The organism is Micromonospora sp. NPDC051006 (genome assembly GCF_044456245.1).
Classification (GTDB): Bacteria; Actinomycetota; Actinomycetes; order Mycobacteriales; family Micromonosporaceae; genus Micromonospora.
Genome location: NZ_JBITFP010000018.1, coordinates 1 through 24,058, shown reverse-complemented (window position 1 = coordinate 24,058; position 24,058 = coordinate 1). Strand labels below are relative to the sequence as shown.

The window sequence follows — 24,058 nt, the reverse complement described above, 5'->3', positions numbered from 1 at the left end:
CTCTCACCCGGCCGGGACCCCTCGGAGCGGGCCAAAGGGCCGGCTTCCCACAACGGGAAACCGGCCCTTCAACCTGCCGGGCGGCCTCCGCCCCGAAGGCGGCCCGACAGCAGCGGGGCTTGTCAGGCGTTGAGCTTGCTGGCGATCTTGACGACCCGCTGAGCCATGTGGTCGAGGGCGTTGAGCTGGGCGTCGCCCAGCGGAGCGTCGTTGCTTCCGCCGGTGACGTGCGAGACGCCGTACGGGTTGCCGTCGCCGAACTTCACCGGGTCGGTGTAGCCGGGAGCGACGACCAGTCCGCCGAAGTGGTGGATCGTGTTGTAGAGCGCCAGGAGCGTCGACTCCTGGCCGCCGTGGGCGGTCATGGATGCGGTGAAGCCGGCGTACACCTTGTCGGCCAGCAGCCCCTGCCCCCACTGCGGGCCGAGAGTGTCGATGAACTGCTTCAGCTGGCTGGAGACGTTGCCGTAGCGGGTGGGGGTGCCGAACAGCACCGCGTCGGCCCAGACGATGTCGTCGGCGGTCGCCTTCGCCTCGCTCTTCGTGGCGTCGAAGTGCTGGCTCCAGGCGGCGTTGGAGGCGATGGCCTCCGCGGGGGCAAGCTCCGGAACCTGACGCAGGCGCACCTCGGCGCCGGCCTTCTCGCCAGCCTCGGCGAGCCGCTTGGCCATGGCGTGGACCGTACCGGTCGAGGAGTAGTAGATGACGGAGAGCTTGGTCATCGGGGGCACCCTTTCGAAGTAGTTGCCGTTGATAATTTTGCTTCAGCAACAACATGACCCTAGCAACGGCAGCGCGGCGGTCGCCACCGGGCCTGACCTGGCGCCGGCACCCGACCTCCCGGCGCCGGCCGCGTGGCAGGTGAGGCTCGGGCGCAGCAGGGAAAGCGGCCGGATGGCCGACGATGCGCTGACCCTCTTCCTCGCGGGCGACGTGATGACCGGCCGTGGGGTGGATCGGATCCTGCCCCGGCCCGGCCCGTCCGACTTGCGCGAAGGCGTGGTCCGCGACGCGGGGACCTACGTCGGGCTGGCCGAGTCGGTCAACGGGCCGGTCCCCCGGCCGGCGCCGCCGCAATGGCCTTGGGGCGTCGCCCTGTCACTGCTGGACCAGCTGCGGCCGGACGCGCGGATCGTGAACCTGGAAACCGCGGTGACCGGCCGGGGCGAGCACGCGCCGGCCAAGTCGGTGCACTACCGGATGCACCCGGACAACGTGTCCTGCCTGGCCGCCGCCCGGCTCGACGTCTGCGCGTTGGCCAACAACCACGTGCTCGACTTCGGCCCGGTGGGCCTCACCGACACCCTCGACACGCTGGGCGGGGCCGGGATCGCCACCGCCGGTGCCGGCCGGGACGCCGCGGCGGCGTGGGAGCCGGCCCGGGTGGACCTCGGCCGAGGTCGCCGGGTGCTGGTCTTCTCGGTGGCCGCGCCGTCCAGCGGGGTGCCCCCGTACTGGGCGGCCACCGCCGACGGGCCGGGAGTGGCGTACCTGCCGGAGACCTCCGGCGCCACCGCCGAGCAGCTGGCGCGCCGGATCGCCGCCGAGGCCGAGCCCGCCGACCGGGTGCTGGTCTCCGTGCACTGGGGCACCAACTGGGGGTACGAGGTGCCGGCCGAGCACATCGAGTTCGCACACCGCCTGCTCGACGCCGGCGTGGACGTGGTGCACGGGCACTCGTCGCACCACCTCCGACCGGTCGAGGTCTACCGGGACCGGCTGATCCTCTACGGCTGCGGGGACCTGGTCGACGACTACGAGGGCATCAGCGGGCAGGAGGTGTACCGGCCTGAGCTGCGGCTGCTCTGGCTGCCCACCCTCGACTGGGACACCGGCCGGCTGCGCGGACTGCGGGCCGCCCCGCTGCGGATCCGCCGGATGCGTCTGGAGACCGCCGGCCCCGAGGAGGCGCGCTGGCTCGCCGATCTGCTCGGCCGCCTCGGCACCCGTTTCGACGTCGCCGCCGACGGGCTGCTCACTCTGGCCGGCGACTGACCCGGCTGGTCCGCGCCACCTACCGGACGCTTGCGGACCGGGTCACCGTGGCGGGATCTGCCCGAGCGCTACGGGCCGTGGCAGACGCCGACCGGCCGGTAGGGTCGTCCGCGTGGATCTGGACGACATCGCCACCCGACTCGGGGTACCCGTCGAAGAGGTCGACCGCGTGCACCGGCTCGCCGGCGACCGGCCGTCGGCTCCGCTGCCCGCCAAGGCCGACGCGCCGGCGATCCTCGACCGGCTCGCGGTGCGGCCGGACGACGTTGCCGAGATCATGGCGGGCTGGCCCGACCCCGATTCTCCGCTGTGGACTCCGGAGCTGCGCTGGCTGCTCGACCGCTCGATCGCCCTGGTCCGCGCCGATCTCGGGGGCCACGGCTGGCTGTCGCCCGGTCCGGAGCTGCCGCGCGAACGGGGCCCCGCCTGGCGGCACCTCTACGTGTACGCGTACCTGGCCCTGGTCGACGTCGTCAGGGGGTACCACCGCGACCACGGCATCGCCGACGCCGTGTCGTGGGTGACCCTCGCGGACCTGGGCCGCAACCTCGCGATCGACCGGCGGATGCATCGCGAGGGCTGGCCGGTCATGCAGAGCTGGCTGACGCTGCACGCGCGCGGCGGCCTCTACGAGCTGGGCCGGCTGCAGTACCAGCGCGGCGCCAGCGCCATCGACCTGCACATCCCCGAGTCGGGGCCGATGACCCCGGAAGCGGTCGCGGCGTCGCTCGACCAGGCCCGCGCGTTCTTCCCGCGCCACTTTCCCGACGAGCGCTACACGGCGTTCTCCTGCGGCTCGTGGCTGCTCGACCCGCAGCTGCTGGAGTACCTGCCCGAGAACTCCAACATCGTCCGGTTCCAGCGGAGGTTCGAGCTGGAGCCGTACAAGGAGCCGGAGGGGCTGGACGCCGACGTCGAGGTGCTGCGGTTCGTGTTCCGCACCCTGACCACGCCGCTCGACCAGCTGCCGCGCCGCACCGTGCTCCAGCGCGCGATCGTCGACCACCTGAAGGCCGGCCGCCACTGGCAGGTCCGCCGCGGGCGCTTCCCGATCTAACCCCACCCGAGGGGTTCCGTCTCGCGCTGGGCGGTCGGGGACAGCGGGCGGCCGGTCGCCTCGGCAGGTCCCTCCGGCGAGGGAGTGACTTCCCCTGTCGGTGGGGGTCGCCCGCGCCGGGGCGCCGCAAGGATCGGATGCATGACGGCATCGGCATCGATCGCCAGCAAGACCGGCCACGGCCTGACGTACGCGGTGCTCGGCTGGGCCGTGACGTACGGGGGCGTGCGTCTGGCGTGGACCGTCGGCGAGGCTCCGGAGTTCCGGCAGTTCGGGTCGGACCTGCTCGGCTTCACCGGCTGGCGGTCGGTGGCGTTGTGCGTCGCCGCGGGTGTTCTGGCGGTTGCTCTGGACCGGGCGGCGACCTGGCGGCCGGCGCTGGCAGGAGCCGCCTGGACGCTCACCGGGGCCCTGATCGCGGCGGCTGCGATCCTGCTGCCGGAATTGGTGGGCTTCCTGCTGTTCACGGTCGGCCCGTACTTCGACCCGGTCGCGTTCGCCAGTCGGCTCGGTTGTGTCACCGGCGCCGTCCTGCTCGGTCTGGCCACCGCCCGCTATCAGCGGCGCACCCGGGGCGACTGTCCGGGCTGTTGCCGGACGGTCCGACCGGGTGCGCGGCGCTCAGCACCCGCGCGGTGGGCGCGCTGGGCCGCGTACGCCGCGGTAGCCGGCCTCGTCACCCGCTTCGCCGCCCAGGTCGTGGTGGGATTCGACGGCCTGACGCACGACGCCTCCGTGATCGGGCTGGAGATCGGCCTGTTGCTGGCTGGAGTGCTGTTGCCGCTGGCGCTCGTACACCGGTGGGGCGAGATCTGGCCGGGTTGGGTGCCGCTGCTCGCCGGCCGCAGGATCCCTCGGCTGCTGTTGCTGGTGCCCGGCTTCGGGCTCGGGGCGGGCATCGTCGGCTACTTCGGCATGGGGCTGGTGCAGTTGATGTCGGGATCGGTCAGCCAGTTCTCCGACACGTTCCTCTGGGTGGCGATGTCGGCGTACTGCATCCTGGGGCTCGGCCTCCTCACGGCGTCAAGCGACTACCACCTGCGCACCCGCCACGCGTGTAGGGCCTGCGGCCGGTGACGGGCTCTACTCGGGCATCACCAGGGGACGCCTCCGGGCGAGCCTGCCGAGACGGACCACGATCAGATGCGGCGCAGTACCAGCGTGACGAAGCCCAGAACGTCGCGGTACCCGCGCAACCACTGGTCGCGGTGCTCACGGGCGGCGGTGAGCGCCTCGGTAGCGTCCGGGTGGCCGGGGTTGTCCAGCGCCCACTCGGTGAGCGAGCCGATCCACGACCATTCGTAGTCGTCCCACTCTGCGGCGTCGCTGACGTGGGCGTAGATCGGCGTCCAGCCGGCCTGCTCGGCAGCGTCGACGAGGGCGGCGAGGTCGGTGAACTCCTCGGGCTTCGCATCGAGTGCGGCGAGCGCCTCCGGAGTCGGCGGGACCTGCCAGAATCCCTCACCGACCATGAGGATGCCGTCGGCATTCACATGCTTGCCGGCCAGCTTGAGCGTCTCGCCGAATCCGCCGAACGCGTGCGTCGACCCGACGCACAGCACCAGGTCGTAATCGCCGTCCGGCACGTACGTGCGGGCGTCGCGCTCGTGCAGTGTGAGCCGGTCGGCGAGGCCGCGTTCGGCGGCGGCGCTGGCGGCGCGTTCGAGGGCGTACGGGCTGACGTCCACGCCGTCCGCGTGCCCGTCGGGATAGTGGGCGAGGGCCTGCAGCGCCCAGGATCCCGCTCCGCAGCCGAGGTCGAGGATACGAGCCGCCGGTTGGCGGCCCGCTCGGCGCAGGAGCCGGTTGAGGTTGACACCGAAGATCGGGGCCGCGATCGGGTGGTGCGAGTGCGCGATGCTGCTGAGTCGTTGACGATCCACCGCCAGAGTCAACACGAGTCCGGTCGATGCCGCACTCGGGTTGTTCCGCCACGCGCGGTCCACGGCAGCTCCGGATGCCGGGCGTTGATGGAGGATGGATAGGTGATCGGTGACCGGTGGGGCGTGACCGACAGCGAGAAATCCCGCTGCTATCCGTGCGACGACTTTGTCGTCTCACCCGCGCTACAGGCGTGGCGGGGTGTGCGCGTCGAGGCATCTGCCGAAATGGTGTGGCCGTGGATCGCACAAGTGCGGCTGGCACCCTATTCCTATGACTGGATCGACAACCGTGGCCGCCGTTCACCTCAACAACTGGTAGGCCTTCCCGAACCGCAGGTCGGAGAGCGATTCACTACCGCCGGCGGGCGGGAATTGGGCAGGATCGTCTCGGTCGATCCAGGGAAACAGCTGACGGGCACCATCATGGGCGCCTTCATGTCCTACGTTCTCGTGCCCCAGGGGCACGACACGCGCCTGCTGCTCAAGGTCGTCATGCAGACCGCCCGCTGGGCCGCCCCCGGACTGTCCGTCGGCGATCTGATCATGGCTCGACGTCAGCTACTGAACCTGAAGCAACTCGCCGAGCACCAGGCCAAGGTCGGGCCTGAGCGGTGAGATCGCCAACGCGTCCCCGTACCTCGTTCGACGCCGGAGGGGGGCACGCTGCCTCACCTTCCCTGGGGCCAGCGCTGGGTGGCTCCTTCGGGGCTGCTGACGGACCGGACGGCATCGCCGGCATGACCGGCCTGGCCGACGTCACCGGTCGCCCCGGCTCCGCTGGGTTTGTTGCGCTTGGCGCCTTTGAGGCGCCGTAGCACCTCGGCTCCGGCCGCTCCCGCCGCACCTCCCGCCGCGAGCAGTCCCGCCATGAGTGGCCATGGAGTATGACGACGAGCCGCGGCTTGTTGCCTCTTCGGAGCACGACGACGAGTCACGATCGGTTGCCTCTTCAGATACCTCTGCGCTGTCATTTCCTCATTGTCGGCACCCGCGCCGCCTCAGGTGCCGAAATGGATGCTTGAGAATGGTCCGCCTGACCCTGCCTGCGGAACCGGCGGAAAACGGACTCTACGGCCGAATATCCCTAAAGATCGTGCCGCACGCCTTTCTCATGGGCGCGTTCGGCAAACGCCGGGAGATCCTGTGATGCCAAAGCTCGATCCTTGACCAGTACGCCCACAGCCAGGTCATCGCGTCCCTGCCGGCCGCCGGAAGGCCGAGCAGGTGCGGCCGGCGTACGCCCGCGTCGCCACCCGACCGCGTCCCGGGCCAGCAGGCGGCGCCGCACCCCGGCCACAGCGACCAGCGGACGGGCGGGTTCTTCCATGGTCGTCCCGGCCGTTGACCGTGTCGCGGGGGCGGGCGCCGACCGGGGTCGGGGGGCGACCAGCAGGATCGCGCCGAGCAGGGCGAGGGCCGCCGCGGCGTCGAGCCAGTAGTGGTTTCCGGTGATCACCACGACGGCGAGGGTCAGCAGCGGGTGCAGCAACCAGAGCCAGCGCCACCGGGTACGGCCGGCCGCGATCAGAACGACGGCGACCACCGTCGCCCAGCCGACGTGGAGCGAGGGCATGGCCGCGTACTGGTTGGAGAGGGTGTCGGTGGCGGGGTCGCCGTAGGCGCTCGGCCCCACCACGCGTCCCGTGTCCAGCACGCCGGTCGCGGACAGCAGCCGCGGTGGGGCCAGGGGGATGAGGGCCTGGATGGCGAATCCCACGCCGGACAGCGCCGCCAGAAGCGTGCGGGCCCACCGGTACAGGGCCGGACGACTCAGGTACGTGAACAGCAGCAGTGCCCCGGTGGCCGGGAAGTGCACCGAGGCGTAGTACCTGTTCGCGGCCCGGACCAGGCCGTCGTGCGACAGGACGCTGCGCTGCAACGTCGCCTCGTCGGGCAGTCCCCACGCGCGCTCCAGCGCCCAGACGTGCGTGGCATGGGCGTACGCCGTGGGCAGGTCCCCGACCACGAGCAGCCGCCCGATCTTGTACGCCAGGAAGAGGGCGGCCACGATCAGCAGTTCGCGGACGGGGTGCGGGCGCTTCCCGCGGTCGTCGGCAGCCACGGCGTTCCTTTCGCGGCGGCGAGGGATGAGCAGGCGCAGGGCCGCTGACGTCGTCTGCGAACGGCGGCGGCTCCGTGCAAGGGGAGGCTGGTCAGACGGGTACGTGCTCCTCCTCATGGACGGGAGGCTTCTCCGGCTCGCGGCCGGGCAGTTGGCGGGGCGGGCGAGGCCTCGCGTGGCGGGTGACCGAGGGGAAGGCCCTCGCGCAGCTGGGCGACGCTGGTCCGGACCAGGTCGGGAAGGGTGGCGTCGGTGGCGCCGTCGGCCCAGAACGTGACCACCGCCCGCATCGTGGCTCCGGGGACGGCAGCCAGCAGGTGGGGAGCAAGGTCACGCTCGACGTCGGCCCCGGTCCGCTCCGCGATGACATCGGCGATGAGCCGCTCGACGCGAGCGAACGCCGTCAGTTGCTGCGCCAGCATCGCCGGGTTCTCGGCGGAGACGCGTACCAGGGCGACGATGTCGTCCTCGCGCTCGCCGAGCACTTTCATGATCGCGTCGGGCAGAACCTGGGCGAAGGAGTCCCACACGGGCTCGCCGGCGGGGCGAGCGCGCAGCGCCTCCACGAGCCAGCTCGAGCGCTGCACGATCCCGTCGAGGATCGCCTCTTCCCGGCTCGCGAAGTAGTTGCGAAAGGTCCGGGGCGAGACGTCCACCGTCGCGGCGACCGACTCGGCGGTCACCGCGTCGATCCCGTGCTCGACCATCAGCGACCATGCCGCGCGGCTCAACGCCGCGCGGGTCGCCCGCTTCTTCCGCTCGCGAAGGCCAACGTCCGAGGTCACGGCACAACTATCCGCGCGACCTTCCCGACCGGCAAAGTTTCCATATCGGAAAAATCGTGGAGTGGGTCACACGAGGCTGCCGAACTGTCAGTGCAGGGTGAGCGGGGTCTCGGACTCGATGCGGGAGAGTTTCTCCGGGTTACGGACGTAGTAGATGCCGGTGACACGGGCGTCCTCGATCCGCAGCGCGGCGACGCCGTCGATCTCCCCGTCGAGGCGAAACAGCAGTGCCGGGCTGCCGTTGATCACGGTCGGTTCGGTGGTGAGCGTGCCTCCGACCTTCTGCATGCTGCCGATGAACATGCGGATCGCCTTCTCCGCGCCGACGATCGGCCGCAGCGCGGCCAGTTTGAGGCCGCCGCCGTCGCTGACCACGACCACCTCGGGCGCGAGCACGTCGAGCAGGGCCCGCAGATCGTTGGTCTGGACCGCGCGCTGGAACGCCTCCAGCGCCGCCCGCCTCTCGCTCGCGGAGACCACCTTGCGGGGGCGGCGGGCGTCGACGTGCCGCCGGGCGCGGTGCGCGATCTGGCGTACGGCCGCCGGGCTCTTGTCGACGGCCGCCGCGATCTCGTCGTAGCTGACCTCGAACGCCTCGCGCAGCACGAAGACGGCGCGCTCCGTCGGCGAGAGCGTCTCGAGGACGAGCATCATCGCCATCGACACGCTCTCGGCCAGCTCGACATTCTCGGCCGTGTCCGGCGCGGTGAGCAGCGGCTCGGGCAGCCAGGGGCCGACGTATGCCTCCTTGCGCCGCTGCATGGTGCGCAGGCGGTTGAGCGACTGCCGGGTCGTGATCCGGATCAGGTAGGCGCGCTGGTCGCGTACCTGATCCAGATCGACCTTGATCCACCGCAGCCAGGTCTCCTGCAGCACGTCCTCCGCGTCGGCCGCCGATCCGAGGATCTCGTAGGCGACGGTGAAGAGCAGGTTCCGGTGGGCAACGAAGGTCTCGGTCGCCGGGTCACCGGCGTGGTCGCTCATCTCGGCGCCTCCGTTCAGGCCGGCCTACCGGCGACCGCGGCTGCCTCGCCGGTCCTGGCGCGCAGCAACTTCTGGCGTTGACGATCCTTGAACCAGAGATTGAGCGAGCCGGGTTTACGCGCCTCGTGCGCCAACTGCCAGACGGTGCTCTTGCACACGGCCTCCTTGAGCGACGCCATGGGCCGGCCGCCGAGGTGGAACATCCCCGTCGCGGTGTCGTTCTTCCGCGCGAACTGGACGACTCCGGCGCGGCGGCCCAGGCTGATGCACTGGCCGCCGGACCCGAAGTTGAAGTTGACGGGCTGCTTGCCGGCGATTCGGCTCAGCACCGTCTCGGCGGCCTGCGGGCCGAGCTGCACCGCGGACTGACAGCTCATCCGCACCGGCAGGTCCGATGGTGCCGCCGAATCTCCGGCCGCGACGACGCGTGCGTCGTCCACGCTCGTGAGCGTCTCGTCGGTGAGCAGGCGCCCCAGGGCATCGGTGCTCAGCCCACTGCGGGCGGCCAGATCGGGTACGCCGAATCCGGCGGTCCAGATGGTCACGGCGCTGGCCAACTCGCGGCCGTCGGCGAGCTGGATTGCCTCACCTGTCACGCTGGTCACCGTCGCACCGGGGCCTTCGAGCACGGTCACACCGAGCTTGGCGAGGTGCCCGGCCACCGAGCGCCGGGCACGCGGATGCAGGTAGGGCCCGAGCACCCTTCCGCACACGAGGGTCACCTTCCGGCCCAGCTCAGCCAGCTCGGAGGCGGTCTCGATGCCGGTCGACCCGGCTCCCACCACCGTCAGCGCGGCCGATGCCGGCGCGGCGTCGACGACCGGCTGCAGCCGCCGCGCCTCCTCCAGGGTGGAGATCGGGTAGGCGTGCTCCGCCGCGCCGGGCACGCTCGGGTCGGCGCTGCCGCTGCCCACGGCGTAGATCAGGTAGTCGTAGTCGAGGGTGCCGCCGCTCGCCAGGGTCACGCGACGCCCGGCCGCGTCGATCCGGGTCACGGTGTCGACCACCAGCGCAACGCGGCCGGCCAGAATCTCCTGGTAGTCCACAACCGCGTCGTCCGACCCGCCGACGAGCTGGTGCAGGCGGATCCGCTCGACGAACGCCGGACGTGGGTTGATCAGGGTCACTGTCACGCCCTCGCGCCGTGTCAGGCGGTTGGCCGCCATCACGCCGGCGTATCCGCCGCCGACCACGATGACACCGGTGTTCTCAGCCATGGCCTCTCCTTCGTCTCCAAGGTCGGCCTCAAGACACCGCGCGTCCGGCGGTTTGTGACATCAGTGAGTCGGATCACTCCGACCCTCCCGTGAACTCCCGGCGAGCGGGTCTGAACAAGCGTTGTGTAAGCCATCCGGCCCCGCCGTGGGTCCGATCTGGTTGATCGAGACTCGGGCGGGGCCGGATGTCCTGGTTGCTGATGGTGACTGCCGTCAGCTCTGTCATCTGGGGTGGCTGAGGTCAGCCGAAGCAGTTGGGCGGCCAGGTAGAGAGCCGGCGACACCGGGGCCCTGTCGTACTCCGCTCGCAGCTCCCGGCGGCGGGCCTGCGACCTTGGGCGACTGTCCACACGCTTCTGCCCGCGGGCCTCTTTCCGCCGACCCGGCAGCACACGGGCTCAGTACGGCTGGCCGCACACCTTCCAGGCGCCATCCTCCTTCACCAGCGTGAACATGTGCTGGTCGGTAAAGCCGCTGTCCAGCGTCAGGGCCATGTTCACCGTCGCGGACGTGCGGCCGTTCACGCTCGACACGTTGACGCCGTTGACCTTGTGGCCGCGGATCTTCGGCTGCTTGGCGAAGCCCTGGACGAACGCGTCCCTCGTGTATGTGCCGCGTGTGCCGCTGCACAACAGCCCGTACGCCGCGTCCGCATCGCCCCCCTCCAGGTCGCTCACGAACGACTCGGCGGCCTGCCGCGCCGGATCTGTCGCGCCCTTGACCCCCTTGTACAGGAAGAAGCCACCGATACCGGCGCCACCGCAGCACAGCACGACGACCACGCCGACGACGATCAACACGGTTCGCAGCGTCCGCCGCTTCGGCGGTTGGGGCACCTGGTACGGGTGGGTCATGGGTAGTGACGGTAGGGGATGCGAGAGATCCTCGATGTCCCTTCGAAGTGGTCTCCATCTGCGCCCTGGCACCGTGCGCCGGCCGACGTCACGGACGACCAAGCTGCACCTGGCCTGAAACAGGCCCTGGACGCGCCTCCGACACGGGTCACGTGGGGGATACCGAACCCGGCCGGGTGCCGATAGTGTCCACGGATCGCACCGCCCGTTCATCCGGAGGGCTCCGTCATGAGGTTCGGACTTCCGTGGCTGCCCCGAACGGTGGCCACCATACTGCTTGTTCTCGGAGGGGTCGGCGTGCCCGCCGCGTCCGCCTCGGCGGCGCCGGCGGGTCCGGACCTCACCGTCGACCTGGCTGGCGGGACGATTCCGCTGGGGGTCACGAAGAAGACGCTTCACCTGAAGCTCAGCAACCGGGGCGACGCGACCCCGACCCGGGTCGTCGTCCGGGTCGACGCGTCGGATCTGGACCGGTTCGATTTCAGGATTTCGCTCTGGCCGACCGGCGGGCTGGCTGAGTGCGACGGCGATTTCTCCGGCTGGTACTGCGACCTGCTGCCGGATCAGCTTCCGGGGCCAGGCGAGACGGTGGAGCTTCCCGTCATCGCCACCATCCAGACCGATGAGCCTCTCGCGGGCCGGATCAAGGCGACGGTCGAAGTCAAACCGGTCGACACGAATCCGGCCGACAACACGAAGTGGTTCCCGATCGAAGTAGTGGATCACCCCGAGGCCGACCTTTCGGTGGTCGCGCCGGACGTGACGCAGTCGGTGCGCGTCGCTGCCAACGGCAGCCTCGAATCCACCGGCACGCTGAATCCGGGCGAGACGGGCGCGGTGCGCTACACGATCGCCAACCAGGGGCGGAAGCCGGTCGATGGCGTCAAGGTCGAATTGCGCGCGCCCGCGGGCGCGACGTTCACCAGGCCGCCGGGTGAATGCGTCCTCGGTGACGCCGGGCGTGCGGCGGTCTGCACCTACGACCGGCTGGCCCTCGTTCCTGTCGACCAGGACACCGACCCGAACGACCAGCTCCACTCCGCCGTCGAGCTGTACCACCTGGTGACGGTGTCGGCCGACACGAAGGCGCCGGTCACGTTGCGGAACGGGACCATCCGGGTCGAGGGCCTGAACCACCCGCAGTCGGACCGTTCCGGCCCGGCGCGGAGCGACCTTCCCACGAACGCGGTCGCCGTACGGGCGGTCGACGTGGACGACAGCGACAACCAGGACGGGTTCGCGGTCGTGGTGGCCGCGAACAGCAGCGGTGGAGGTAGTGGCGGCGACCCCGGTGACGGTGGTGGCGCTGGTGGTGGCGGCAGCTTGCCGATCACCGGGTCCCAGGTCGGGCTGACCGCCGGGACCGGCCTCGCCATGCTGGTGGGTGGCGGCGTGCTGCTGCTCCTGACCCGACGGCGCCGGGCCATCCGGTGACCCTCGACGGGTGACCGTTGTTGGCGGTGCGCAATCGGCCCTTCAGGACCGCGACCGCCGGGCCAACAAACCGCAGGAACCGGAAGGCACCACCGAGCAGTCCACAGGGCACAGCCGTCAGTGGCCTCTGGCCATTGCGGACATCCCATCGCGCCAACGAAGACGATCGCGGCGGGGATCACGACCAGGTCCCGACCGGCGAGGCCGAACCCTCGTACGTAGGGCCATAGCCGCGCATTCCCGTCGAGAAGCCGCAGGCGCGTAAGACGATGATCGAGAGACCACGTCCCGCGCCGACCGACCGCCGACAGCAGTTGGGTCCGGTCGAAATCGGCTGCGCCCGGGCGCCTTTCGCTGTGCGTCGTCGCGGACGTTGAGTGCCTGAGCTATCTGACGACAAGGTGCGGCCCCTCCCGGTCGGGGAGAGGCCGCACCGCTCTGCCGGGTTGGTCAGGGCGTTGGCAGGCTGGTGAACACCAGCGGCCCGGACGGTGCCGGAGTGCCGTTGGGGTAGCCCCACCCCGCGCTGTTCCCCGCCGAGGTGCTGAGCATGAAGCCCACCGTGTACGTCCCCGGTGGCAAATCGCGGAAGTGCACCGACAGCGAGACGTCTTCGGGTTCACCGCCGCGACGGCCGGTGCCGTCGCCGCCACCAGAAGTGCCGTAGCCGCAGTGGCGGTCACCAGGATGCGTGAGACTGCGCGAAGGCGCGCAGCAGCCATCTGTTTTCCCCGTTGAGGTGCGACCGGACCGAGATGGTCCGGTCGGCGCAGCCTGCCGTACAGCGGACTGCGCGCGCAGCGTATTAGATGCGCACCCGGACGGGGAACGCGAATTCAGCCAGACAGGCCACGATCGAGCGGTAAGGCAGCAGGCAGTCGCCTCCCGTCCGAGAGGGCAGGGTGGCCTTCATGCCGTCGTGGGGCATCGCGGAGTGGCCGACACACCGACCCTGCGTCGCCTGAGGCGCCGGGTACCGACCCGTGAATGGCATACCAGCATGCCTTGTTCGTTATGGTGGCGATATGGCCCACCAGCCGCCCAATGGACTGCCTCGCTACCGCGTCCTGACCGGACCCGACGACGAAGCGTTCTGCCGTCGCGTCAGCGAAGCCCTCGACCTCGGCTTCAGTCTCCACGGCGGTCCGGCAATCACTTTCAACGGTGAGCGAGTGATCGTCGCGCAGGCCCTTACTTGGCCAGACAGCGAAGAATGACCTGCCCGCCTCACCACATCTTGTAGGCATCGCGGAACCCGGCCCGGCCACCTTCCCAATACCCGCTGGGGCCCAGTGCGGGGATGTGAAGCCTGAAAATCTCGTCAGCATGGGCCCGGCTGAGACGCCGGCATTTCGGCGTGCGGAAGGCGGCAGATCCGCGCACCTGATGTGTCGCCCAATCGAGCAGGTGGTTTCGTTGCGGACGCCGTCGCGAGGGGCAGGCCATCGCCTAGGCGGTGGCCTGCCGCGCCGTGAACGGGTGTGGTCAGGGTCGGCGCAGTGGTGCGAGCGCGTCGACGTACTGGCGCGGGTCGGCGACAAGTGGACGCTGCTGACCATCACGGTCCTGCGGTCTCCTCGTACCTCTCGGCGCGTCGCCGTTGCGGTTACCAGGGCTGGGCGCCGGCGTCGCTGAAGCAGCCACCGCTCGGGCCGTCGGCGGCCAGCGTCGCCAGGCTCACGATGATCCGGGCGCCCTCGGCGGGGGTCCGCGAACTGCCGTGGTGGGTGAGGTCGGTGGCGACGTGACCGGGTGACGCCGAGTTGATTTTGATCTGCTCGTAGCCGACGGTGCGCTGAAACGCCTGCGCATAGCGCACGGTGATCATGTTCAGTGCCGCCTTGGACGAGGAGTACGGCAGGATGTGCTCCGCTGCGGCATAGGGCGAGTCGATCTCGCCGGTCAACGCGAACGATGCGGTGGTGCTGGCCACGTTGACGACGCGGCCCGCCGTCGAGGCGCGCAGCAGCGGCAGCATCGCGTGGGTCACCTCGACGACGGCGAAGACGTTGGTGTCGTACGTGCGGCGCATCTGCTCCGCCGTGACGTCCAGGATCGTTGTCTCGTCGATGCTGCCCGCGTTGTTGACCAGGACGTCGAGTCGTCCGTACTCGGCGCGCAGCCGATCGGCCAGCGCGTGAACCGCGGCCGCGTCGGTGACGTCGAGGGCGACCCCGGTCACGTCGAGCCCCTCCTGGCGAAGGAGCGAGGCGGCTGCCTCGCCCCGGCCGGGATCGCGGCTGCCGAGCAGCACGGTCGCCCCACGCCGGCCGAGTTGCCGTGCCGTCTCGAAGCCGAGTCCCTTGTTCGCGCCGGTCACCAGCGCGATGGTGGTGCTGGTCACGAGTCCGCCCTCTCGTCGGTTGGCGTGCGCACGACGGCGAAGCCGGTCGTGGTGCGTACGGTGAAGCCCAGGGCGAGATACAGCCGGAGCGCGTCGGCGTTGCTCGCCGAAACGTGCAGGAACGCCGCTTCGCGGCGGCGACGGATCTCCGCCACGTGGGCCCTGACCAGGCGGCTGGCCAATCCTTGGCCGCGATACGCCGGATCGGTACAGACGGTGCTGATCTCGGTCCAGCCGGGCACCCGCATCCGCTGTCCGGCCATCGCGACGAGGGAGCCGTTCCGGCGGATCCCCAGATGCCTCCCAAGTTCGGTCGCTCGCGGCGTGAACGGCCCCGGTTCGGTACGGGCGACCAGTTCGAGCATCTCCGGCACGTCGTCGGTGGTGAGGGTCACGGCTTCGGCGTCGTCGGCGGCGGCGACGCCCACGTCGACCAGTTGCAGCCCGTCGCCCCGCCCTAGGGTCTCCCAGCCGTCCGGTACCGCCAGGCCCCCTCCCGCGACGGTCACCGGGGTTTTCGCTCCGACCAGTTCCCGCAGGTCATGCCAGGCTCGATCATCGGCCCAGTCGGCTACGGCGGCCAGCGGCGCGAACCCCGTCCGGTAGCGGGCCGCCCGACCGAGGGTCTCGGCGACGTTCGCCTGGGGGCCGGTCAGGGCAGACCAGGCCAGGTTGTCCGGTATATCCGTTGCGGCGATTCCTGCGGCCATCGCTGCTATCCTTCCTGCTCAGCCTGTTGTCCACTGGACAACCTTGTCCGGCGGACAACAGTACCCCGGGGTCCGCGACGCCCGGTGGCGCGGGGCCGGGGCGGCATCAAAGCCCGTACAGTTCATCGCCGGGCGGGGACAGCTGAGCCGAGGGGGTGGCAGTGAGCACCACACGGGGCGAGGTCGTTTCGGCCGCCTTGCAGATCCTCGACGAGCGTGGGCTGGACGGGCTCACCATGCGCGCCGTCGCCGAGCGGCTCGGGGTGCAGCACAACACCGTACGGTGGCACGCCGCCAGCAAGGGCCGCCTGCTTGAGTTGGCCTCCGACGAGATGCTCGCGCACTGCGCTGACGGGCCGCTGCCGCAGGCGTGGGACGAGCGGATCTGGACGCTGAGCCAGCGGCTGCGCAACGCGCTGCTCGGGCACCGCGACGGCGCCAGAATGATCACCATCGCCTGCGGTCCGGACCCGCACTCGCTACGCTACGCCGAGGCAGTGGTGTCGACCTTGACCGAGGCTGGCTTCGACGGCCGTACCGCCTCCTGGGCGCACTGGACGATCTTCTATCTCATCCTCGGCATCGCCCAGGAGCAGCAAGTGGCGAGAGACTCCGCCGCCATCACCGCCGAACAGGTGCCGGCCGATCGGTATCCGGCGCTGGCGGCCACACTGTCCCACGTCGGCCCCGGAGATTTCGACCAGCGCTTCGCGTTCGGCCTCGGTCTGATCCTCGACTCCCTCCGGACGCGACTGGCCACGCAAGCCGAAGGGCTCTGAAAGGATCGCGGCCGCGAGCGACTCACGCTGCCGCCGGCCGCCACGATATCGATGTCTCGCCAGCCCCCCGGTCGGGCGGATGACGAAGCCGGTCAGGGGTGAACCAGCTGACGATGACGGCGAAGGCGGTTCGTAGAGCACCATCGCGCCGGTGATGCCGATGCCGATCAAGACGGCGTACAGCTGCCAGGTGGTGTGAACCTGGGACCAGTCGATGACAAGTGCGGTGGCGGTGATCAAGCCGGTGGTCATGAGGGCTCGTCCGCCGTGGCGGTCGAGCCACCGTCCGCCGGGGATGGCCATGAGGGCACCGGCGAGGACGGCGGCCGTGAGCGCACCGGTGACCACTGTGGTGGAGGCGCAGATGGTGGGCGAAACCGGGATCGAGCCAGTGACCTTTTCGGTGTGAACTATCGGCGAGCGGGTCGGATCGGGCTTGACGCGAGGTCAAACGGGCTGCTGAGGCGCATCTCGGCTCGGTTCGGCTGGCGCGGTTGCTGTACTTCACTGCTGTACTGCTGGCATCGGCCGCTCAGCCGCCCTGACCCATCCAAGGAAGCGGCGGTGCAGCACACCGGCCGGCGTCCAGGGCATGTCCTCGGCGGCCTGGACGAGGTAGGAGCCGAGGTAAATGGCCAGCGACACCGGAGCGTCCGCGTACTCTGCCCGCAGCTCCCGCTTCCGCGTCGGGCAGGGCCATGGCAGGCCGCAGCCTCCGCAGCTCCAGACCGGCATGACCGGGCCGTGGGTGCTCACCGCACACCGCCCAGGAACCGGGCCGTGCTCGTCCGGGCCTGCCGACTGGTCGCCCAATCCACCTGCCAGCACGGGTACGGAGCCAGCCGCGACCACGACGCGCGGCAGCCGGTGCACATGCCATCGAGCCCTCGGACATGCACCGCGAAAATCGCCTGCTCCCGCCCGTCGTTCACTGCTCACCCTCCCGTGGCCAGTGGCCACGCCTGATCGGAATGCGGTGCCGCGCGCGGCAGGGCAAGTCGGCTCCGCAGCGGCAGACCTGCCGCCACCTCCGCCAGGACCAGACCGGCTGGTGCCGCCGGGCGAGAGTCAGTGCGGTAGCCGAGAGGTATTCGTCGTACAAGACGCGCCGCACGTACCCTCCCTCGTCGATCACGAGGGCGGCCTCTTCGCCCCCGAAGCTGAGAGGGACGCGGCGGCCAGGCGATACTCGCACCGCCCACCGCATCCCGTGAGGGAGACGCTACGTACGGTCGCGGGGTGGAAGGGGTAAGGTTCGTACCCCTAGATCAAGAGACGAGGCCGACTTTCACCGCGAGGTCGCGGGCGTCGTCGCGGGTGGACCGCGGACCGTGGAGCAGGTCCAGAGTGATCTGTCGGGCGTAGCCGTTGAAGCGGATCGTCTCCGGAGCCGACTCGTACGCCCGCCGGAGCGTGGCCATGGCGGCCTCCTTGTCGTCCTTGCCGTAGTGCGCCCGAGCGACCTCGATGAGGTGGCGTGCCCGGCGCGGCCTCGACGGGATCGCCGCCGCGTCGTGGCGACGTGCCTGCCGCGCCGCTTCGCCGGACTTCTGCAACTCCACGGCCACGGTAACCGCGTGGGCGCCCATGATGACCTGGGAGAACGACGTCTGCGGCTGATAGAAGCCGTGCGGCAGGCGCTGCGCCACCCGGTCCGCACGATCCCAATACCGCCAGGCACGGCCCTCCTCACCCGCACGAGCGGCGGTGTAGGCAGCCTCGAAGTTCAGCGCACCCCAGAGCGCGAGCAGGTTTGTGCTCCCATCGGCCGTACGCGATTCCAGCGTCGACAGGACGTCGAGCGTCACGGCCATCGCGGTGTCCCAGTCGCCGGCGTCCCGATGCACCTGGCACAGGAACCACCCCGCGCATGCCAACGCCTCTGGGTCTCCGGACTCCTGCGCCGCCACCATCGCACGGTCGGCGACCCGCCACAGCAGTTCGGCGGCGGGCTGGTAGGCAACGAACATTTGCGCGAGCCCGAGCGTCTCGGCCAACAGGGCCTGCGCGTGCCGACGCTCGTCACCCTCGTACGCCAACGCGGCACGCTGCACGTCCCGCAGTAGATCCGGCAACAGACTGCCCAGCACTGTACGGTGGTCCGACGCCTGATGACGTGCCCGCCACGCCGCCGCAAGTCGCCCCCTGAGGCTGTACAACGACTCGGCGGGGACGTCGCCAGCGAGCGTGAAGCGGTTCACGGCCTCCCGGACCGAGGCCAGCGCCGGATGCTCCGGCCCGTTGACTGCGGCAGACCGGTCGCTCAACTCCCCGACCAGGGCAGACACGTCGATCTTGAGGGCACGCGCGATCCGATCCAGCATGTGCACACGCGGCGGCAGAATCCGATCGGTCTCCACCGCCTTGACCCACTCGGCGCTCCGACCCACCAGCCCACCGAGCACCGCACGGGTCTTCCCGGACCGCTCGCGGTAGACCTTCAAACGCTGCCCGAAAGTCAACTCCGGCATGGAATCCATCCCGAACCTCCTCGTAGCGCGGGATGCACCACCGGCCCATCGGCCGCCGTCACGCCCAACGCTACCGACCAGCCCGCCGCCTGATAACCCTCATACGCCACCCACCCAGTCCCGTGGTGGCCTCGACGTCATTTGCCTTGGCTCCCAGCGTCTGCCTGTCTCTATCGGACGAGCACTCGAACCAGCACCCGGGGTAGGAGCGGCAGGAGGGCTTTCGACCTCTCGCTTGTAAGTTCTGGGCGCATCGTCCGGCCCCGTCCGCGCACGTCTCTGACGTCGGGCGTTGATCCGCCGCCGGCTGGCTTCGGCTCTCGCTGGTCGGCCCTGTTGCTGTCACCGTTGCTGTCGACAGCAGTAGGGCTGACTGCTTCGGTGTGAACGCGGGCACCAAGCACCAATGGTTGTCGTCGGATGCTGTCCTACGAGGCAGAGCGAAGCTCCGGTGCCGACCCGTATCGTCTCCAACTGCCGGATGCTGGCCTTTTCGCTGCCTCCTGGCTGCCTTCCTGCACTGCCGCGCGCTAGCTCCCCGAGCCCGGGCGCCCAGGCACCGACTCAGCTCCGGTTTCCGTCGTGGCGTCGTCAATCCACCGCGCCAACACGCTCATAGTGGCCAGGTATTCAAGAGCGGTCTGTGAGGGAAGCTCCAGAGCCTCGTGTGCTAGGACGTTTCGAATCCCTGCGGCACAGGCTTGGGCAAGTGCGTGCATCCCGCGCTGCTTGCTCGTCCATGACGGCGACGACTGGTCGCCCCGGGCTCGCAGCTTAGTCTTTCCTCCAGCCGGCGCGGAGAGGCTCATGGTCTCGTTGACCAACGCGTCATCCGAGACGTCGAGCCGCTGCGTCTTCTGCTGGAGGTGGGCGTTGATCGACTTCCACGCCTGCTCGACAGCCTGGGCAAAGTGCTTGGAGTCCCAAAAGGTTTGCGCGGCTTGCCATACCCACGGGTGAAGAGATCCAGCATTCAGGGAGGGACCAGCCGGGCCAAGCTGCTCCACAGCTCCAAGAAGGTCGAGGACACCAAGTCCTTCTAGAGTCCGATCCCGCTGGAGCCAATAGTCCATCTCACCGAGGCGCTTCCCCGGGTCCACTCCGGGCAACCGCTCCAGGATGGCATGAGTCAAGGGAGCAGCCTGCTTGATGAGCGTCAAGACCGCGTCCGCGGCCTCTTCCTCCCTCATCTCCTGGGCGCGCCAGTAGTCGTCCACCAAGCTTACGTACGCTACGAGCTTTCCGCGTGCCCACTCATAGTCCACGAGAAGACACTACGGCCTCTCTAGCATTGCGACTGAGCCGGTTCCAGTCGGGGGGCAAGCCTAATCTCCAACGACTCCGGCGTACAGGTCGACTCGTCCGTCGCCCACCAGGTCAACTCCCGTCACATGGCGGCTGACCTGCTGTTTCTTCGGGTGCTGCTGGTCGTTACTGGTCGACGTTCGACGGGTGATCCGTGTAGCGCTGGCGTTCTGCTACTACGGTCCTGGCCATGGAACTTGCTGCGGTGGTCATCTCGGCGGTCGCGCTCGTCGTGTCGATTTGGGGTGTGTGGCACTCCAAACGGTCGGCCGATGCTTCGGAACGGTCCGCGAGTGCGGCAGAGCGCCAGGCCAAGGCGGCAGAGGCTGCGGTTCCTCCTCCTCCCCCTTCCATTGCCTGGAGGGTCGAGCAGCGAGGTAAGAGCTACTACTTGCTACGCAACGTCGGCACCGAGCCGGCAGAGCGCGTGTATGTGCATAAGCAGGGCGGCTTCGTCAGGGTCGACGACAACGGGCGCAGCCTGCGGCCGGGGGAGTCTATGTCCTTTTTAGTCATCCGGGCGGCAGAGATGATCGATCTCCAGGAAATTCGAGTCACCTGGGATGGACAGCTTGAGCCCGTCCTGGTGCCGCTTCCCTGATTGCTACGTGCCGACGGACTCCTTGACCCCCAGGCAACAATCAGCACCCACTGACCTCCGGCAACTAGCGGGCTACGCCGGTTCTCCTGTCCGCCACAGTCCACCAACGTCCAGCCACGTGCGCGTCGGTCGTCACCCAGATAGTCACCCAGCGAGCTTCCCACCAGTTGCTACCGTCCAGCCATGCGACTGGGCAGGCGTTGGTTAGTGGGTGGGCTGGCGGTCGGGCTTGGCTTGCTCTCAGGCTGGGCTACGGCTAGCGCAGGCGGCTTGATCGAACGGGCTCCGGTGGCTCTCCTCATCATGGCTGCCGGCCTCGCTGGTGCGGGACTCGCAGTCGGCTCGCTGAGCATCCGCAAACAGGCGACCTGGTGCGCAGCACTTGTACTACTCGGTAGCTTCTACGCCGGCACCTGGCTGAACACGGCCGATCACAGTCCCGTCGGGGACGCCATCATCCTGGTCCTGGCTGGCGTTCTTAGTGCCGTCGGCACCGCACTCGGCTTCGCAGCCGGCCAGCACCTCGCGACCCCACGGCCTTCGATCGAAAAGTCGCAGCAATCGGAGGATGGGCCTCCGCGTTGGCCATGGTTGCTGTCGGACATCGGCATACTCTCGGCCGCCTTGGTTGTGGCAATTGTTGGAATCGCAGCGCTCATTGCAATGTTGCACATCGCTGGCGCAGCACCCGCCCCGGAGCGCTCGAAACTGCAGATTGACGCATTGAAGTACGGTCTAGGCATCTTCGCTGCAGCAGGAGCGCTTGCGGCCCTACTTCTGGCGCTCCGACGGCAACGGCTATCTGAACATTCACATACTCTCGAACTCCGCCGCCAGCAGCACGTCGAGTCGAGTGCCGAGCAAACTCGACAGCTAGAATTACACAGACAGCAGCATAGCGAAAACGACGCCACAGAGCGGCGAATCACGGAGTTGTACACAAAGGCGGTTGAGCAGCTTGGTCACGCGGAGGCCGCTGTGCGCCTCGGTGGCTTGTACGCCCTCGAACGTCTAGCCCAAAACACTCTCAGTCAGAGGCAGACCATTGTCAACGTACTTTGCGCCTATCTTCGCATGCCGTATGCGCCGCCAGAATTACTGGACTCAACCAACTTCACAGACTCGTTGGAGCCCGCCGCCGCTTCTGACTTAACAGGGGTCACCGGGAACGTCCGGCAACCCCATCAGGAGCTCCAGGTGAGGCTGACCGCGCAACGGATACTTCAGGCACACCTGACACGCCCCTTCGACAACGATCCCGACGGAGAGGCGCTTGAGCCGGACCCATCGACGACATTCTGGCCGAAGATCGATCTCGACCTTGCGGGAGCAACTCTGGTCGACTGGAACCTCTGGTATGGCGAGGTCGGCGCATGCTCCTTCAGTCGTGCCACCTTTGTCGGTAGCACCGAGTTCATGGGTACAACCTTTTCAGATACAGCATGGTTCGACGGAGCATCATTTCTTGGTGATGCATCGTTTGACGACGCCACCTTCTTGGGTATTGCACGCTTCGATAAGGCGCTGTTCAGCAAAAAGGCCCGCTTCGGCCGAGCCCTCTTCGCAGGTGCGGCGGGATTCGACGGTAACGCCGTCTTCACAGAAGTAAGATTCCTCGATGAAGTCGATTTCGAAGGTGCCGACTTCCAGAAGGTCGGTCGATTTGACCACGCATTGTTCACAGGCCAAGCGAACTTCCGTCACACAAAACATCATTACCCTCCCTCATTCAAGCAGTCCTCTGTATCGCTAGGCACTCCACGACATGATGCGTGGCCCATACCCCTGCGGGTGGAACCGGACGGAGTGGTTGGATGCCTCGTGCAGGAGTGACCGCCGTATCGGGCACGGAACGGGCACGGGCTCAGGTCGACGGTTTCCCACCATGCCAGTCGACTATGAATCCTGCTGTCTCGTACAACGGGAATCGGAACATGTGCAAAGGGCTAGCCTTGTCGACCGCCGGTCCGTAGAAAAAGCTCCGGGTCTCTTGGCCCTGCAACTCGACAGCAATCGTCGCCAAGTCGAGATCGTAGCAGGTGCTGATATGAACATGCTTGGGATCGGGGTAGTTGTTTCGGAATTTCTCGTTGTACTGTGGCTGAAAGTATCGGATCAGTCCAGCCTCGCCGATTGCAACCGCCTCCCGTTCGGCAAATCCGACAGAGTGGATGCGACGCAACACTCGGTTCCTATGCTGCTCGTCTTCTTCGTCAGTGGTCCGACTCGGAACCTGTGGATTAAATTCCATGAATAGAGTGATGTCGCTAACTCTGCACAGATGAAGCCATATCTCTTTGTCAGGAGGGCACTCTGCATATATTCGCTGCAACGTGGAGTGGCTTTTCAGGCGATCGAAGGCAGTCCGTTCACCCGCCTTGCCAAACGCCTGCCCTACATACAGGACTTCATGAGGGACACGTCGAGCCAGGATCATGCCGAACTCGACAGCCGCAAGCGCAACGATCCCTCCGCTAACCTCACCATCTGCGTCATATACACGATACTCTTCGTGAGGCCACTCGGACTCGTACCGGAATGGGCCGCGCCCCAGGTCCTTGGTAGAGACCGAAAAGGGAACTTCGTCGAACTGGGACTGTCGCTGGATACGAAGAATCCCGGTCATTCTGCCGGCATGGAACCCGACGCTGCCAGGATCTATGCTCATTCGCGGCCTGCGCGTCACCATATACAGGTTGCACGTGACGGGGAATGACTTCTCATTCTGCAATTCACGCTGGCGCCCCATGTACTGATCTAGCACCGTAACGTTGATGCCAAGCTCAGTAAAGAATTTGCGAGTCGTCACGATTCCCCAAGTCGAAGCCGGCCTATTAGGCTTAAGGAGTAGGAGTTTAGCTGCTACATCTGCCATGCCGTATGCCGCCGACCCCCCTTCGCTGGGAGCCGACCGCCGTTCGGTCCGCCATGTCAGGCGGACCTTCGCGCACGGACGCTGCCGGAACGGCCTGAGTCGGTGTCGGCTTTTGTGTCACGGACCGCGCACCCGGCGGGCACCGCCACAGTGGCGCAGTTGACCCAACCTCGCCCGGCACGGACCCGGCTCCCGGGGTCGGAGCTCGCCCCCGGCGGCCACCCCTCCCCCTCCCAGGTGAGCGGTTGACCTGACCTTGAGCGGCTGTGGAGCCGGCTCCTGGACGACCGGCCTGCCTCCGCGCGGACACCGCCCCCATGCTTGGGGCTTGCCGCGCGGACCCGGGGCGCGCCCCCTACGCCGCGCGGGCTCGTGGCCGCGCGGCCCGGCCGGCTGCCGGCCTCACCACTCACCGTTCAACCGCCTGTCGTTCTGCGGCGGCCCCCCGGGCTCTCCGCCTTCCGCGCCAGCCGCCGGGCATCAGGCGTGACGGCCGCAGAGCGACAGCGGCAGCGGCCGGCGCGCGCCCAGGCGGCGGCGCGTGCGGCCCGTCAAGGGCCGCCTTGATAGATGTACAGAAAGTTCTCCCACATCGGCTGGCAGCCGGTCTAAAACTGACGGACATCGTTGACACCTGGGTCTCCGGCGACTACGGAGACCATCTATGTCTACCCCTCACCCTCCGCTCGATCGGGAGGCCAA

The 24,058-nt window shown here is 68.5% G+C and carries 22 protein-coding genes and 1 pseudogene; 9 read left to right on the top strand and 14 right to left on the bottom strand.

Annotated features, from left to right (window positions below; translation table 11 throughout):
- Positions 1-122: 122 nt before the first annotated feature.
- A complete protein-coding gene (gene wrbA, locus ACIBBA_RS23735) occupies positions 123-722 on the bottom strand; it encodes an NAD(P)H:quinone oxidoreductase (RefSeq protein ID WP_396700155.1) in 600 nt (199 codons plus the stop codon).
- A gap of 172 nt (positions 723-894) precedes the next feature.
- Between wrbA and ACIBBA_RS23730 the strand changes: the two genes are divergently transcribed.
- The 3 genes from ACIBBA_RS23730 (at position 895) to ACIBBA_RS23720 (ending at position 4,129) form a co-directional block, all read left to right on the top strand.
- Positions 895-1,995, top strand: coding sequence for a CapA family protein (locus tag ACIBBA_RS23730; RefSeq protein WP_396700154.1), 1,101 nt, complete (start codon positions 895-897; stop codon positions 1,993-1,995).
- Positions 1,996-2,107: 112 nt separating this feature from the next.
- The gene (locus ACIBBA_RS23725) at positions 2,108-3,052 is read left to right on the top strand and encodes an acyltransferase domain-containing protein (protein ID WP_396700153.1); all 945 of its coding nucleotides are present in this window, start codon (positions 2,108-2,110) and stop codon (positions 3,050-3,052) included.
- A 141-nt stretch (positions 3,053-3,193) separates the two neighbouring features.
- Entirely contained in the window at positions 3,194-4,129 is a 936-nt protein-coding gene (locus ACIBBA_RS23720) for a hypothetical protein (protein ID WP_396700152.1), read from the top strand.
- 62 nt (positions 4,130-4,191) lie between these two features.
- On the opposite strand, the gene ACIBBA_RS23715 is transcribed toward ACIBBA_RS23720, so the two are convergent.
- Positions 4,192-4,935 (bottom strand): SAM-dependent methyltransferase, encoded by a 744-nt coding sequence (locus ACIBBA_RS23715; protein WP_396700151.1) that lies wholly within the window; start codon positions 4,933-4,935, stop codon positions 4,192-4,194.
- 102 nt (positions 4,936-5,037) lie between these two features.
- On the opposite strand from ACIBBA_RS23715, the gene ACIBBA_RS23710 reads away from it, so the two are divergent.
- The gene (locus tag ACIBBA_RS23710) at positions 5,038-5,550 is read left to right on the top strand and encodes a polyketide cyclase (protein WP_396700150.1); all 513 of its coding nucleotides are present in this window, start codon (positions 5,038-5,040) and stop codon (positions 5,548-5,550) included.
- Between the two features lie 469 nt (positions 5,551-6,019).
- On the opposite strand, the gene ACIBBA_RS23705 is transcribed toward ACIBBA_RS23710, so the two are convergent.
- The 5 genes from ACIBBA_RS23705 to ACIBBA_RS23685 form a co-directional block, all read right to left on the bottom strand.
- Positions 6,020-6,997 (bottom strand): phosphatase PAP2 family protein, encoded by a 978-nt coding sequence (locus tag ACIBBA_RS23705; RefSeq protein WP_396700149.1) that lies wholly within the window; start codon positions 6,995-6,997, stop codon positions 6,020-6,022.
- 113 nt (positions 6,998-7,110) lie between these two features.
- Positions 7,111-7,782, bottom strand: coding sequence for a TetR/AcrR family transcriptional regulator (locus ACIBBA_RS23700; protein ID WP_396700148.1), 672 nt, complete (start codon positions 7,780-7,782; stop codon positions 7,111-7,113).
- 87 nt (positions 7,783-7,869) lie between these two features.
- Positions 7,870-8,766 carry an RNA polymerase sigma-70 factor gene (locus tag ACIBBA_RS23695; RefSeq protein WP_396700147.1) on the bottom strand — a complete coding sequence of 299 codons (897 nt, stop codon included), beginning with the start codon at positions 8,764-8,766 and terminating at the stop codon, positions 7,870-7,872.
- 14 nt (positions 8,767-8,780) lie between these two features.
- Complete coding sequence (locus ACIBBA_RS23690) at positions 8,781-9,983, bottom strand: NAD(P)/FAD-dependent oxidoreductase (RefSeq protein ID WP_396700146.1); 1,203 nt, start codon at positions 9,981-9,983, stop codon at positions 8,781-8,783.
- A 398-nt stretch (positions 9,984-10,381) separates the two neighbouring features.
- Entirely contained in the window at positions 10,382-10,837 is a 456-nt protein-coding gene (locus tag ACIBBA_RS23685) for a hypothetical protein (RefSeq protein WP_396700145.1), read from the bottom strand.
- Between the two features lie 297 nt (positions 10,838-11,134).
- Between ACIBBA_RS23685 and ACIBBA_RS23680 the strand changes: the two genes are divergently transcribed.
- Both ACIBBA_RS23680 and ACIBBA_RS23675 read left to right on the top strand, forming a co-directional pair.
- Positions 11,135-12,271: a hypothetical protein gene (locus ACIBBA_RS23680; RefSeq protein ID WP_396700144.1), complete on the top strand. Its 1,137-nt coding sequence runs from the start codon at positions 11,135-11,137 to the stop codon at positions 12,269-12,271.
- A 1,025-nt stretch (positions 12,272-13,296) separates the two neighbouring features.
- The gene (locus ACIBBA_RS23675) at positions 13,297-13,488 is read left to right on the top strand and encodes a DUF1737 domain-containing protein (protein ID WP_396700143.1); all 192 of its coding nucleotides are present in this window, start codon (positions 13,297-13,299) and stop codon (positions 13,486-13,488) included.
- A 389-nt stretch (positions 13,489-13,877) separates the two neighbouring features.
- Here the strand turns inward: ACIBBA_RS23675 and ACIBBA_RS23670 are convergent, their stop codons facing one another.
- On the bottom strand, positions 13,878-14,615 hold the full coding sequence (locus ACIBBA_RS23670; protein ID WP_396700142.1) for an SDR family oxidoreductase: 738 nt from the start codon (positions 14,613-14,615) through the stop codon (positions 13,878-13,880).
- Entirely contained in the window at positions 14,612-15,325 is a 714-nt protein-coding gene (locus ACIBBA_RS23665) for a GNAT family N-acetyltransferase (RefSeq protein WP_396700141.1), read from the bottom strand. Before ACIBBA_RS23665 ends, ACIBBA_RS23670 begins: the two co-directional genes overlap by 4 nt.
- Positions 15,326-15,486: 161 nt before the next feature.
- Here ACIBBA_RS23665 and ACIBBA_RS23660 point away from each other — a divergent pair, with 161 nt between their 5' ends.
- Positions 15,487-16,104 carry a TetR/AcrR family transcriptional regulator C-terminal domain-containing protein gene (locus ACIBBA_RS23660; protein ID WP_396700140.1) on the top strand — a complete coding sequence of 206 codons (618 nt, stop codon included), beginning with the start codon at positions 15,487-15,489 and terminating at the stop codon, positions 16,102-16,104.
- A 504-nt stretch (positions 16,105-16,608) separates the two neighbouring features.
- Here the strand turns inward: ACIBBA_RS23660 and ACIBBA_RS23655 are convergent.
- The 4 genes and pseudogenes from ACIBBA_RS23655 to ACIBBA_RS23640 form a co-directional block, all read right to left on the bottom strand.
- Positions 16,609-16,860 carry a hypothetical protein gene (locus ACIBBA_RS23655; RefSeq protein ID WP_396700139.1) on the bottom strand — a complete coding sequence of 84 codons (252 nt, stop codon included), beginning with the start codon at positions 16,858-16,860 and terminating at the stop codon, positions 16,609-16,611.
- Positions 16,857-17,195, bottom strand: a pseudogene (locus ACIBBA_RS23650) (hypothetical protein). The gene ACIBBA_RS23655 and the pseudogene ACIBBA_RS23650 overlap by 4 nt, the downstream one beginning before the upstream one ends.
- Before the next feature lie 177 nt (positions 17,196-17,372).
- Positions 17,373-18,584 carry a helix-turn-helix domain-containing protein gene (locus ACIBBA_RS23645; RefSeq protein WP_396700138.1) on the bottom strand — a complete coding sequence of 404 codons (1,212 nt, stop codon included), beginning with the start codon at positions 18,582-18,584 and terminating at the stop codon, positions 17,373-17,375.
- 521 nt (positions 18,585-19,105) lie between these two features.
- The gene (locus tag ACIBBA_RS23640; RefSeq protein WP_396700137.1) at positions 19,106-19,840 is read right to left on the bottom strand and encodes a TIGR02391 family protein; all 735 of its coding nucleotides are present in this window, start codon (positions 19,838-19,840) and stop codon (positions 19,106-19,108) included.
- A 230-nt stretch (positions 19,841-20,070) separates the two neighbouring features.
- Here ACIBBA_RS23640 and ACIBBA_RS23635 point away from each other — a divergent pair, with 230 nt between their 5' ends.
- Complete coding sequence (locus ACIBBA_RS23635; protein ID WP_396700136.1) at positions 20,071-20,481, top strand: hypothetical protein; 411 nt, start codon at positions 20,071-20,073, stop codon at positions 20,479-20,481.
- Positions 20,482-20,769: 288 nt separating this feature from the next.
- Positions 20,770-22,314 (top strand): pentapeptide repeat-containing protein, encoded by a 1,545-nt coding sequence (locus ACIBBA_RS23630; protein ID WP_396700135.1) that lies wholly within the window; start codon positions 20,770-20,772, stop codon positions 22,312-22,314.
- Positions 22,315-22,345: 31 nt separating this feature from the next.
- Here ACIBBA_RS23630 and ACIBBA_RS23625 read toward each other — a convergent pair whose 3' ends face one another.
- The gene (locus ACIBBA_RS23625; RefSeq protein WP_396700134.1) at positions 22,346-23,290 is read right to left on the bottom strand and encodes a hypothetical protein; all 945 of its coding nucleotides are present in this window, start codon (positions 23,288-23,290) and stop codon (positions 22,346-22,348) included.
- Positions 23,291-24,058: the final 768 nt, after the last annotated feature.